The 12,382-nt window shown below is 66.9% G+C and carries 12 protein-coding genes and 1 tRNA gene; 4 read left to right on the plus strand and 9 right to left on the minus strand.

What is annotated here, in order from left to right:
* Positions 1 to 92: 92 nt before the first annotated feature.
* Both AC1DP3_RS03840 and AC1DP3_RS03845 read right to left on the minus strand, forming a co-directional pair.
* Entirely contained in the window at positions 93 to 539 is a 447-nt protein-coding gene (locus tag AC1DP3_RS03840; protein ID WP_477291447.1) for an SRPBCC family protein, read from the minus strand.
* A complete protein-coding gene (locus tag AC1DP3_RS03845; RefSeq protein WP_477291449.1) occupies positions 532 to 921 on the minus strand; it encodes an ArsR/SmtB family transcription factor in 390 nt (129 codons plus the stop codon). The genes AC1DP3_RS03840 and AC1DP3_RS03845 overlap by 8 nt, the downstream gene beginning before the upstream one ends.
* A gap of 89 nt (positions 922 to 1,010) precedes the next feature.
* Here AC1DP3_RS03845 and AC1DP3_RS03850 point away from each other — a divergent pair, with 89 nt between their 5' ends.
* Positions 1,011 to 1,577 carry a dihydrofolate reductase family protein gene (locus AC1DP3_RS03850; protein WP_477291450.1) on the plus strand — a complete coding sequence of 189 codons (567 nt, stop codon included), beginning with the start codon at positions 1,011 to 1,013 and terminating at the stop codon, positions 1,575 to 1,577.
* A gap of 12 nt (positions 1,578 to 1,589) precedes the next feature.
* Here AC1DP3_RS03850 and AC1DP3_RS03855 read toward each other — a convergent pair whose 3' ends face one another.
* On the minus strand, positions 1,590 to 2,354 hold the full coding sequence (locus tag AC1DP3_RS03855; protein ID WP_477291452.1) for an SGNH/GDSL hydrolase family protein: 765 nt from the start codon (positions 2,352 to 2,354) through the stop codon (positions 1,590 to 1,592).
* Positions 2,355 to 2,421: 67 nt separating this feature from the next.
* Complete coding sequence (locus AC1DP3_RS03860; protein WP_477291454.1) at positions 2,422 to 3,465, minus strand: LLM class flavin-dependent oxidoreductase; 1,044 nt, start codon at positions 3,463 to 3,465, stop codon at positions 2,422 to 2,424.
* A gap of 112 nt (positions 3,466 to 3,577) precedes the next feature.
* Between AC1DP3_RS03860 and AC1DP3_RS03865 the strand changes: the two genes are divergently transcribed.
* Positions 3,578 to 4,210 (plus strand): phosphoribosyltransferase, encoded by a 633-nt coding sequence (locus AC1DP3_RS03865; RefSeq protein WP_477291456.1) that lies wholly within the window; start codon positions 3,578 to 3,580, stop codon positions 4,208 to 4,210.
* 4 nt (positions 4,211 to 4,214) lie between these two features.
* Here the strand turns inward: AC1DP3_RS03865 and AC1DP3_RS03870 are convergent, their stop codons facing one another.
* Entirely contained in the window at positions 4,215 to 5,912 is a 1,698-nt protein-coding gene (locus AC1DP3_RS03870) for a DUF885 domain-containing protein (protein WP_477291458.1), read from the minus strand.
* 68 nt (positions 5,913 to 5,980) lie between these two features.
* Positions 5,981 to 8,620, minus strand: a complete 2,640-nt coding sequence (gene polA / locus AC1DP3_RS03875; RefSeq protein WP_477291460.1) for a DNA polymerase I — start codon at positions 8,618 to 8,620, stop codon at positions 5,981 to 5,983.
* A gap of 87 nt (positions 8,621 to 8,707) precedes the next feature.
* On the opposite strand from polA, the gene AC1DP3_RS03880 reads away from it, so the two are divergent.
* Positions 8,708 to 9,130 (plus strand): hotdog fold thioesterase, encoded by a 423-nt coding sequence (locus AC1DP3_RS03880; RefSeq protein ID WP_477291462.1) that lies wholly within the window; start codon positions 8,708 to 8,710, stop codon positions 9,128 to 9,130.
* Between the two features lie 235 nt (positions 9,131 to 9,365).
* Here AC1DP3_RS03880 and AC1DP3_RS03885 read toward each other — a convergent pair whose 3' ends face one another.
* Positions 9,366 to 9,980, minus strand: a complete 615-nt coding sequence (locus tag AC1DP3_RS03885) for an ANTAR domain-containing response regulator (protein ID WP_477291463.1) — start codon at positions 9,978 to 9,980, stop codon at positions 9,366 to 9,368.
* A gap of 313 nt (positions 9,981 to 10,293) precedes the next feature.
* On the opposite strand from AC1DP3_RS03885, the gene AC1DP3_RS03890 reads away from it, so the two are divergent.
* Positions 10,294 to 10,376 (plus strand) — tRNA-Leu (locus tag AC1DP3_RS03890).
* Between the two features lie 57 nt (positions 10,377 to 10,433).
* Here the strand turns inward: AC1DP3_RS03890 and AC1DP3_RS03895 are convergent.
* Complete coding sequence (locus tag AC1DP3_RS03895; RefSeq protein ID WP_477291465.1) at positions 10,434 to 10,808, minus strand: SHOCT domain-containing protein; 375 nt, start codon at positions 10,806 to 10,808, stop codon at positions 10,434 to 10,436.
* Between the two features lie 94 nt (positions 10,809 to 10,902).
* Complete coding sequence (pyk, locus tag AC1DP3_RS03900; protein WP_477291466.1) at positions 10,903 to 12,345, minus strand: pyruvate kinase; 1,443 nt, start codon at positions 12,343 to 12,345, stop codon at positions 10,903 to 10,905.
* Between the last annotated feature and the right edge of the window lie 37 nt (positions 12,346 to 12,382).

A 12,382-nucleotide genomic window follows, 5' to 3' on the forward strand; every position in this document is an offset into this window, starting at 1 on the left:
TCCGGATGCGTCGGGTGAGGCATCCCGTCTTCGCATGCTGTCAGATCACCGCGAAGCGCAGGGAGGGGTTGACAACCGGCCGGAAGGTGCAGTCACGCGCTCTGCATCCGAGCAAGCTCACGCTCCATGTCATCGACGAACGCGTTGTAGCCCGCGATCGTCGCGGCCACCTGCTCGTCGCCGAAGTCCGAGCGGTCCTGGCTGATCGTCAGGCGCGTTCCGGTGGCGATCTCTTCCAGGTCGAAGAGCACCGGCAGTCCGGCGTACTCCCCCGGGTTGTCACTGAGCGTCATCGCAAGCCGGGCCGGCGGGTCGACCTCGACGTACTCCCCGCCCCAGTTGATCTTGTTGCCGTCCGGCAGCACCATGACCGCGCGGAACTCGCCGCCCGGCCGGACGTCCATCGAGAGCGTGTCGCTCGGCACGTCGATCGCCGCGGTGCCGAACCAGACGGCGAAGTGCTCGGGCTTGGTGATGGCGTCGAAGACGAGCTCGCGCGGCGCGGCCAGATCGCGGGTGATGGTGAAGTAGTCAGTCATGGGAGTGCTCCTTGTCGTTGGTCATGCCGGTCTTGTCGGTGGGGGTGGTCAGCTGCTGCAGGACGCCGAGGTACGAACTGAGCGAGTCGAGTGAGTCGTTCCAGAAGCGCGCATAGTCATTGATCCATCGGGATGCCGCGGCCAGCGGCTGCGCCTCGAGCCGCGCCGGACGGTACTGCGCCTCGCGCCCGCGTGTCACCAGTCCCGCCGCCTCCAGCACCCTCAGATGCTTGGACACCGCGGCGAACGACATGTCGAAGGGAGCTGCCAGCTCTCCCACGCTCGCTTCGCCGGCCGCGAGGCGCGCCAGGATCTCGCGCCGGGTCGGATCCGCGAGTGCAGCGAAAGTGCGGTTGAGCCGCTCCTCGCTCTGCACGTCCATCTGGATCCCTTCGTATTCAACCAATCGGTACTATACCGTTTGGTTGAATGCTACGTCAAGATGTCGGATGCCGCGCCTATCGTGAAGGCATGCCTCGAGTCATCTACAACACCGCGACCACTCTCGACGGGTACATCGCAGACGATGTCGACTCGCTGTCGTGGCTCTTCGTCGTGCCGGGAGCGGACGCTGCTGAGAGCGACTTCAGCGGCTTCATGGACACGATCGGCGCCCTCATCATGGGCTCGACGACATACGAATGGCTGCTGCGGCACGAGAATATGCTGGCGCACCCCGAGAAGTGGCCGTACGGGGATCGACTCGCCGTGGTGCTCAGCACTCGCGATCTTCCGCCCATTCCCACCGCGCGGCTGCGATTCCATTCGGGGGCGATCACCGAGATCTGGGACGCGCTTCGCGATGCAGCGGGTGAACGGGACGTCTGGGTGGTGGGTGGCGGAGACGTCGTCGGCCAGTTCGCCGATGCCGGGCTGCTCGACGAGGTGCGGGTCTCGGTCGCGCCGGTCACGCTCGGATCGGGGAGGCCGCTCCTCCCCCGCCGCCTCGAGTCCGATCGTCTCAGGCTCGAATCCGTGCGGCAGGCGGGACAGTTCGCCGAGCTCGTCTACTCAGTCACCGGCCGCGCGGAGGAATGAGTTGCGGAGGCATCACTCGTGTGAGGGGTCGATCGTCGTCCACGCTGCGAACTTCGGCTCTCGGTTGTCACCGGACGAGGTCCCGTTCAATCGCCGGCGCACCCACGGGCCCACATGCTCGCGGTAGTAGGCGGTCGTCGCCACGGGCGCTCGCTCGGGCAGGGCGGGCAGGGACCACCAGGAGGGATCGGGCTCGAAGCCGAGCGACGTGAGCACACGGGCCGCGACACGATGATGCCCGCGAGCGTTCATGTGCAGGCGATCGTCCGACCAGTACCCGGGGCTCGAAAGCTCCCGGTCGGGCCAGTTGAATGCGCGCACGATGTCGGGCCGGTCCGTGAGGTGGGCCGCCACCGCTGCGGAGAGAACATCGCCGCGACGCTGGAAGACGCGACCGAGCGGCAGCTGCGGAGAGGGGTTGGCACCCGACAGCAGGATGAGCGTCACACCCTCTTCGTCGCACCGCCGCATCACCTGGTCGAATGCTCCGACGATCCGCGCCACTGAAGCGCGCGGGCGGAGCATATCGTTGCCGCCGCCGTTGAATGACAGGTGCGTGGGCTTCAGCGCGAGCGCGGGTTCGAGCTGCTGCTCGATGATCGGGCTCACCAGCTTGCCGCGAATGGCGAGGTTGGCGTAATCGACGGGCGCGCCTGTCGCATCCGCCCATCCGCGAGCCACGAGATCGGCCCATCCGCGCACGTGGCCGTCGGGGAGCTCGTCGCCGACGCCCTCGGTGAAGGAGTCGCCGATCGCGACGAATCGAACCGATGCCATCCCGACAGCCTATGCGTCGACCGCCGGCCGACGGAGCGGTCCGCCCTCCGGCGACCCGCGCACGATGCTACGCAAGGAGTTCGCGGACCAGCGGCTGCACCTTCGTGCCGTAGAGCTCGATCGAGCGCATCATCTTGTCGTGCGGCAGCGTGCCGGTCGAGAACTTCATATCGAACCGGTCGAGGTCGAGCGCCCGAACGGTGTCGGCGATCTTGCGTGCCACCGTCTCGGGCGAGCCCACGTAGAGCGCACCGTCGGGGCCCACATCGTGCTGGAAGCGCAGCCGGTTGTAGGCCGGCCATCCGCGCTCGCGCCCGATCGTGTTGTTCATCGACTCGAAGCCCTCGTACGCCTCATCCCACGCCTGCTGATCGGTCTCGGCGACGTGGCCCGGCGAGTGGACTCCGATCGGAAGCGATGCACGTCCGAAGGAGTCCAGTGATCGCCGATAGAGGTCGACGAACATCCGGAAGCGATGAGACGGCCCGCCGATGATCGCCAGCATCAGGCCGTACCCGTATCGCGCCGCTCGGACGACGGACTCCGGCGTCCCGCCTACACCCACCCAGGCCTTGATGCCCTGCTCCGTCTTGGGGAAGACATCGGCGTTCTCGAGCGACGCGCGGGTGGAGCCCGACCACGTGACGGGCTTCTCCAGCAGCAGCTGCGAGAAGAGGTCGAGCTTCTCCTCGAAGAGCCGCTCATAGTCGCGCAGGTCGTAGCCGAAGAGCGGGAAGGACTCGATGAACGAGCCCCGCCCGAGGATCACCTCCGCGCGACCGTTCGAGACGGCGTCCAGCGTGGCGAATCGCTCGTAGACGCGCACGGGATCGTCGCTCGAGAGCACCGTCACCGCTGTGCCCAGATGGATCTGCTTCGTGAGCCCCGCGGCTGCGGCGAGGACGATTTCGGGGCTCGACACGGCGAACTCCGGTCGGTGGTGCTCCCCCACTCCGAAGAACGAGAGCCCCACCTCATCGGCCAGCACAGCCTGATCCACGACATTGCGGATGGTCGCCGCGTCGCTCAGAAACTCACCGGCGTCGTCCCGGGTGACGTCTCCGAAGGTGTCCAAACCCAGTTCGAGCTGTGCAGGGTCGCTGATCGCCATGACACATCCTTTCATTCATCTGCATAGAACCTCGGTTGCAGCCGTGCCATTCCCGACCCATCGTCAGTCGCCTGGAGGCACGCGCGGCAAGAGCCGCGCCTAGGGTGAGAGCGTGGCCATCTTCGCGGATCGGACGCACGCAGGGCGAGAGCTCGCTGGTGAACTCGCGCACCTGCGTGGCATCGATGCTGTTGTCCTCGGCATTCCTCGAGGCGGCGTGGTCGTCGCCGCCCCGGTGGCGCGAGCCCTCATGCTTCCCCTGGGGGTCGCCGTGGTCCGCAAGCTCGGCGCCCCGCAGCATGACGAGTTCGCCCTGGGAGCGATCGCGGACGGCGTCCGGATCGTGGACCCGGTGTCGCTGCACGACGCGAAGGTCACACCCGTACAGCTGGCGGCAGTCGAGCAGCGCGAACGTGCTGAGCTCGCCAGACGCAGGACGTCGTTCGAGCTGACGGCACTCGACGTCAGCGGTCGCACGGCCATCATCATCGACGACGGTGTCGCGACGGGGTCGACAGCCAGGGCGGCCTGTCTGGCGCAACGCGCCCACGGAGCCGCTCGGATCGTCGTCGCCGTCCCCGTGGCACCCCATTCATGGCGTCCCGACTCGCTCGAGGTGGACGAGTACATCTGCCTGCACCGCGAGGTGGACTTCTGGGCTGTCGGTCAGTACTACGAGGATTTCACCCAGACGACCGATGATGAGGTCACGCGCCTGCTCTCGGACAGCCCCGAGGATCACTGAGGGATCAGCCGACCAGGGCCGTTCGCAGCGTGTCGAGTCCCACGCCTCCGATCGCCAGCGCACGTTTGTGGAACGCCTTGATCGAGAAGTCCGCACCTTGCCTGTCGGCCACCTCGTCGCGCAGCTGCTCCCAGATGCGCTGACCGACTTTGTAGGCGGGGGCCTGCCCCGGCCACCCGGCATATCGGTTCACCTCGAAGCGGATGAACTCATCGGGCATGTTCACGTTGTGGCGCATGAACTCCAGCGCATAGTCGAAGTCCCATACTCCCCCACCGCTTGCTGCGGCACCCGACGAGGCGTCGAGCCTCGGCTTCGAGAGGTGGAGGCCGATGTCGAGCACGACTCTGGCCGCGCGCATGCGCTGACCGTCCAGCATCCCCAGCCGATCGGCGGGATCGTCCAGGTAGCCGAGCTGCTCCATGAGACGTTCGGCGTAGAGGGCCCAGCCCTCGGCGTGCCCTGACCCGCCTGCGAGCAGCCGGCGCCACGAGTTCAGCTCGGCGCGGTTGTACACCGCCTGAGCGATCTGGAGGTGGTGACCGGGCACGCCCTCGTGATACACGGTGGTGAGCTCGCGCCACGTGTCGAACTCGTCGACGCCTTCGGGCACAGACCACCACATCCGGCCCGGCCGCGAGAAGTCGTCGGTGGGGCCGGTGTAGTAGATCCCGCCCTCATTCGTCGGCGCGATCATGCACTCGAGCGTCCGGATCGGCTCCGGGATGTCGAAGTGGGTGCGACCGAGCTCCTCCACCGCCTTGTCACTCGTCTCCTGCATCCATCGCTGCAGCGCCTCGGTGCCCTTGAGCTTGCGCGCGGGATCCTGCTCGAGGAACGCCACCGCTTCCTCGACGCCGGCGCCGGGCTTGATCTCGCGCGCGATCGACTCCTGCTCGGCGACCATCCGCGAGAGCTCTTCGATGCCCCACTCGTACGTCTCATCGAGGTCGATCGTCGCCCCGAGGAAGCGCCGGGATTGCAGCGCATACAGTTCGCGACCCACGGCATCCTGTTCGCCGGCTGCCGGCGCCAGTTCGGACGCGAGGAATGTCGCCAGTGCGTCATACGCCACCCGCGCGGCGTTGACACCATCGGCGATGTCACGGGCGAGGGATGCCGGCAGCTGGCCGTCTTCCGGTCCCGCGTCCGCGGCGAACGAAGCGAAGAAGCCGGAGTCGCTCGTGTACCGACCGATCTGGGTGACGACCTCGGACACCTGACGGCGGGCGGGCACCACCCCCTGCCCGATGCCCTGGCGGAGGGTCGCCGTATAGCCCTCGATGGCGGCCGGAAGCGCCTTCAAGCGGGCGGAGACGACCGACCAGTCGTCCACCGTTGCCGTCGGCATGAGATCGAACACCGCACGGATGTCCTGCGCGGGCGAGGCGATCACGTTGAGGTCGCGCAGGTGCCAGTTCGCCTCGTGAAGCTCGAGATCGAGGCGGAGTTCGCGCGAGAGGTCCTCCTTCGTGACCTCGTCCACGGCGTCGGCCGGCGCTGCCGCGTCGAGCTCAGCCAGTGTCGAGCGCCTCGCCTCAGCGAGGCGCTCCTGCCCCTCAGGCGAGAAGTCGGCGTACCGGGCGTTGTGCTCGTTCCTGCCGATGTAGGTCGCGAGCGAGGGATCCAGCTCTGCGAGCGTGTCGACCCAGGCATCGGCGATCCGGTCGATCGGCGTGGAGTTGCGGGGAGCAGCAGTCATGATCTCGAGCCTATGACGAGACGGGGTTCCGGCGAATGGCTGAGCGCCGCACTGATCGACGGGGTCGATCAGTGCGCTGCTTCGTTCCAGTCCGCGCCTCGACCGATCTGCACGTCGAGGGGCACGGTCAGCCGGGCGGCATCGCCCATGCGGGTGCGGACCACGCGCTCCGCGGCATCCCACTCCCCCTCGGCGACCTCGACGACCAGTTCGTCGTGGATCTGCATCAGCACGCGCGAGCGCAGCCCTTCGGCGAGAAGGTCGTCGTGGATGTGGAAGAGGGCGATCTTCATGATGTCGGCGGCACTGCCCTGAATGGGCGCGTTGAGAGCGGCGCGCTCGGCGTTCTCGCGGAGCACCCGGTTGGGGCTCGCGAGGTCGGGGAAAGGCCGCCGACGGCCGAAGATCGTCTCGGTGTACCCATCGATGCGAGCCTGCTCCACCGAGGAGCGGAGGTAGTCGCGCACCGCCCCGAACCGGGCGAAGTACTCCATCATGAGCTGCTTCGCCTCGGACTGCTCGATGCGCAGCTGCTTGGAGAGCCCGAAGGCCGAGAGCCCGTAGACGAGTCCGTACGACATCGCCTTGACCTTCGTGCGCATGGGAGCGGTGACGTCCTCGGGGGCCACGCCGAACACGCGCGCGCCCACGAAGCGGTGCAGGTCCTCGCCCGAGTTGAACGCCTCGATGAGCCCCGGATCCTCGGACAGATGCGCCATGATGCGCATCTCGATCTGCGAGTAGTCGGCGGTGAGAAGCGTCTCGTAGCCCTCGCCCACCTCGAACGCCGAGCGGATGCGCCGGCTCTCTTCGGTGCGGACCGGGATGTTCTGCAGGTTCGGGTCGGTGCTCGACAGGCGGCCAGTCTGGCTGCCGGTCTGCAGGTATGTCGTGCGGACGCGGTGATCAGGCGCGATCGCCACGTCGAGGGACTCGATGATCTGACGCAGCTTGGTCGCCTCGCGGTGCTGCAGGAGCAGGTCGAGGAACGGGTGCGGGTGGGACTCCTGCAGATCGGCGAGCACAGCGGCGTCCGTCGAGTAGCCGGTCTTCGTCTTGCGCGTCTTCGGCAGCTGGAGCTCCTCGAAGAGCACCTCCTGCAGCTGCTTGGGTGAGCCCAGGTTGACCTCGTGGCCGATCGCCGCAAAGGCGCTCTGCGCGATCGCGTCGGCTCGCTCGCCGAGCTCGGCAGAGAAGTCCGACAGTTTGGCGTGCGAGACGGCGACGCCCGCCAGTTCCATGGCGGCGAGTGTCTGCAGGGTAGGCAGCTCCATGTCTGTCAGCACCGCGGCCACGGATGCGGGCAGCTCGGCGCGGAGGGCCTGCGCGACGCGGAGAGAGAACCACGAGAGCTGGCCGGGTGTCGCCCCCTCGGTTTCGGGCACCAGCTGGCTGGGGTCGGCTTCAGGCAGCTTCTCATCGAGGTAGCGCTCGACGAGGTCGGCGAGCGACTTGTCGGGAAAGCTCGGGCGGAGCAGCCAGCCGGCGAGCAGCACATCGAACGACAGCCCGCCGAGGCGCAGCCCCGCCCGATGGAGCGCCTTGACCTGCGGTTTGGCGTCGGTGAAGACCTTCGGCGCATCGGAGGCGAGCCAGTCGGTCAGGGCGGTTGAGACCTCGGTCGTCCAATCGGCCTCGGCGGCGGCATCCGTCGTCGCGAAGCCGACGCGGCGCGGAAGGCCGCCCTCGAGGACGAGTGTCACGGCGACGTCGCCCTTCGCGGCATCCAGCCAGGCGAGCAGGTCTGCCGGGCCAGGCTGGACGGCGACCGGCATCGGGACCGCGGCTGCGGAGGTGACGGCGGCCATCTGCTGCTCGATCCCCGCGAGCTCGGCGACCCGAGGGATCAGCGTCTTGAACTCCAGACGCGCGAAGATGTCGCGCACGGCCTGGGCATCCATCGGCTGAACCTCGAGGTCATGGGGACCTACCGGCAGCTCGACGTCGGTCAGCAGGCGGTTGAGCGATCGGTTGCGCCGCACCGATTCGAGGTGCTCGCGCAAGTTCGCGCCCACCACGCCGGTGACTTTGTCGGCATTGTCGAGGAGGGCGTCAAGGGTGCCGTACTGGGTCAGCCACTTCACGGCGGTCTTCTCGCCCACCTTGGGCACGCCGGGGAGGTTGTCGCTCGTCTCGCCGACGAGCGCCGCAATGTCGGGGTACTGCTCGGGGGGAACGCCGTAGCGGTCGATCACGGCCTGGCGGTCGTAGCGCTTCAGCTGCGAGACGCCCTGCACGTTGGGGTAGAGCAGCGTCGTGCGGTCATCGACGAGCTGGATCGTGTCGCGGTCGCCCGAGCACACCAGCACGGTGAATCCCTCGGCTGCACCCTGGGTGGCGAGTGTCGCGAGGATGTCGTCGGCCTCGAAGTCCTCCTTCTGGAGAACCGTGATGCTCATCGCCGCCAGGCAGTCCTGGAGAAGCGGGATCTGCCCCTTGAACTCGCTCGGAGTCTCGGACCGCGTGGCCTTGTATTCGGGATACTCGCGGGTGCGGAAAGACTGCCTCGACGTGTCGAACGCAACCGCCAGGTGAGTGGGCTGCTCAGCCTTGATCAGGTTGATGAGCATCGCGAGGAATCCGTAGATGCCGTTCGTGTACTGCCCGTCCTTGGTCGAGAAGTTGTCGACGGGGAGGGCGTAGAACGCGCGATAGGCCAGCGAATGGCCGTCCACGACGAGGAGGGTAGGCTTTGCGGAGTCCGTCACCGTGTCAGCCTAGTCGGGGCCTACGACAGCCCCGGACGCCGCCCGAGAGCGGCGGCGGCAGGCGATCCCCACTCCCCGAGGAGACCGATGTCCGACGACGCATCCGCCCCTGATGGCCTTTCCTGGGCCCGATCTCGAGGCATCGGCGCGCTTGCCGAGAAGATGGGGTTCGAATGGGTCGAATTCACGCCTGAGCGAGCTGCCGGCACCATGCCGGTCGAAGGCAACACCCAGCCCGTCGGCCTCTTCCACGGCGGCGCCTATGTCGTGCTGGGCGAGTCGCTCGGCTCGATGCACGCGAACTACCACGCAGGCCCCGGCCGTCTGGCGGTGGGCGTCGACATCAACGCAACCCACACGCGCTCTGCGACCTCCGGCCTCGTCACCGGCGTGTGCACGCCCATTCACCTGGGGCGCAGCCTCACGGTGCATGAGATCGTCGTGAGCGACGATCAGGGCCGGCGGTGCTCGACGATCCGGATCACCAACATGATCCGGGATCTGTCCTGACTTCCGACGTCGCCGCCCGCCACGCGCCGCCCGCGACGCGCCCCGCCGACTGCGCCGAGGCAGGGCGACTCGCCGAGACAGGGCCGCACGACGCGCTGTCTCGGCGACAATCCCTGTCTCGGGGCCGTACATGATGACGTAGGGCGTGAGCCCGCCCGCGACGTCGAGGTCACGCGCGAGGGGAAATGACGGATGCCGCAGCCAGAGGCTGCGGCATCCGTTCGAAGTCTTCGGGTCAGCCCTTTTTGGGAGCGAGCTGCTCGATGATGGCCTTCGCGACATCCTGCATCGTCAGTCGGCGATCCATCGAGGCCTTCTGGATCCAGCGGAAGGCCTCGGGCTCGGACAGGCCCATCTTCTCGTTGAGAAGCCCCTTGGCGCGGTCGACGAGCTTGCGGGTCTCGAAGCGCTCCACCATGTCGGCGACCTCAGCCTCGAGCGTGATGATCTGCTCGTAGCGGGCCAGTGCGATCTCGATCGCGGGGAGGAGGTCGTTCGGGGTGAACGGCTTCACCACGTAGGCGAGGGCGCCTGCCTCGCTCGCACGCTCGACGAGCTCCTTCTGGCTGAACGCCGTGAGCAGGACGACCGGCGCGATGTGGTTCTTGCTGAGCTTCTCAGCGGCGCTGATGCCGTCGAGCTGCGGCATCTTGACATCCATGATGACGAGGTCGGGACGCAGCTCGGTCGCGAGTTGCACGGCCGTCTCGCCGTCGCCTGCTTCGCCGACCACGTCGAACCCGTTGTCTCGGAGGATTTCAACGATGTCGAGGCGGATCAGCGACTCATCCTCCGCGACGACGACGCGGCGGGGAGTGGATGCCGAAGTGGCCTGTTCTTGCTCAGTCACCTTTGAATCCTAGGGTATCTTCAAACGCGGCCGTGCCCGCTGGTGTGGCGGAACGGAGCAGAGACGCGCCGGCGTCGCAGTCGATACGGCTGCGGTATCGTCGATTTCAGGTGCGCCGGTGTGGCGGAATGGCAGACGCGACCGACTCAAAATCGGTTGCCCGTGAGGGCATGTGGGCGGGCCCACGCGGCCAGAGGCTCCGCGCGGTGCGAAGCGCCGCGTGGAGAGGCCGCGGGGACGAGTCCCACCACCATCGACGGAGACGCGCCAGCGTCGCAGTCGATACGGCTGCGGTATCGTCGATTTCAGGTGCGCCGGTGTGGCGGAATGGCAGACGCGACCGACTCAAAATCGGTTGCCCGTGAGGGCATGTGGGTTCGAGTCCCACCACCGGTACGAAAAGAAGAGCGGATGCCTCGGTGGAGGCATCCGCTCTTCTTCTGTTCGTACCGGCTATGCGCCGAAGTACTGGTTTCCGAGCGCCTTGCTCTTGAGCGCTTCGAACTCACCCTGCGAGATGGTGCCGGCGTCGAGCAGCGCCTTCGCGCGAGCGATGTCTTCGGCCGGGCTCACTGAGGCCGACGGGCGGTAGGCGTCGTTCTCGCCGACCATCGCCCGCGTCTGGTACTCGCGCTCGGCGATCCCCTTGCCCCTCGCGATGATGTACACGATGCCCGTGAGGAACGGCACGAAGACGAGGGCGATGATCCACAGCGCCTTGAGCCAGCCGTTGAGGCTGTCATCGCGGAAGAGATCCCGGATGACGAAAATGATGACGTAGAGGTAGGCGATGAAGTAGAACGCCCAGAGCAACCACCAGAAGAACAAGATCAGCACCTTTCGATAGCAACAAGATCGCCCTCAGCCTAGCGATTGCCAGGCTGAGGGCGATTTCGACTCCCCCGCGGGGGGTGACCATTGTCTACTGACGATAGATCGGCGCTGCGCCGTGCACGGCGTCGCCCACCTTGTGGACGCGGATGTCGTTCGTCGACCCGATGATTCCGGGAGGGGATCCCGAGATCACGACGACCTTGTCGCCGACCTTCGCGAGGTCGTGTGCGAGCAGGTAGTCATCGACCTGGATGAACATCTTGTCGGTGTGTGCGACGTGCTCGACAAGCGTGGACTGCACACCCCAGGTGAGCGACATGCGGCGACGGATCGCCGGCTCGGGGGTGAAGGCCAGCATCGGGATCTTCGAGCGGATGCGCGACATCCGGCGTGCGGTGTCACCGGACTCGGTGAAGATGCACAGGAACTTGGCATCCACGAAGTCGGCGACCTCGACCGCCGCCAGCGTGATGGCGCCGCCCTGGGTGCGGGGCTTGGCCGTGAGCGGCAGGATGCGCTCGAGACCGTGCTCCTCGGTCGACTTCACGATCTTGGCCATGGTCTCGACGACGCCGACGGGATACTTCCCGACGCTCGTCTCACCGGAGAGCATCACGGCGTCCGCACCATCGAGCACGGCGTTGGCCACGTCGCTCGTCTCGGCACGCGTGGGAACCGGGTTGTCGATCATCGACTCGAGCATCTGCGTCGCGACGATGACCGGCTTGGCCATGCGGCGACAGAGCTCGACGGCGCGCTTCTGCACGATCGGCACGGCTTCCAGCGGGAGCTCGACGCCCAGGTCGCCGCGGGCGACCATGATGCCGTCGAACGCGTCGATGATCTCTTCGAGGTTGTCGACGGCCTGCGGCTTCTCGATCTTCGCGATGACCGGGATGTGCCGTCCCTCTTCAGCCATGATGACGTGGACGCGCTGCACGTCCTTCGCACTGCGGACGAACGACAGTGCGATCAGGTCGGCCCCGATGTTCAGCGCCCAGCGGAGGTCGGCCTCATCCTTCTCGGAGAGCGCCGGCACGTTGACCGCCACGCCGGGCAGGTTGATGCCCTTGTTGTTCGACACCGGGCCCGCGACGATGACCTTCGTCGTGACGACCTTGCCCTCGACCTCGGTGACCTCGACGCGCACCTTGCCGTCATCGATCAGCAGGAAGTCGCCCGGCCGGACATCCTCGGGCAGACCCTTGAAGGTCGTGGAGACGATCTCCTTGGTGCCCTGGATGTCTTCGGTGGTGATCTTGAAGATGTCGCCGACCGCGAGTTCGTGCGGGCCGTCGGCGAACTTGCCGAGACGGATCTTGGGACCCTGGAGATCCGCGAGGATCGCGACCGGACGTCCGGCGTCCTCAGCCGCCTTGCGAACGTTCGCGAAGTTGTTCTCGTGGACCGAGTAATCGCCGTGACTGAGGTTGAACCGGGCGACGTCGACGCCTGCATCGATGATCGCGCGGACCATCTCATACGTCGATGTTGCCGGGCCGAGGGTTGCGACGATCTTTGCGCGTCTCATCCGTATGTGCTCCGTGGGAGGGGGAAGTCGGGATCGG

It is taken from the genome of Microbacterium sp. P5_B6 (assembly GCF_056400345.1).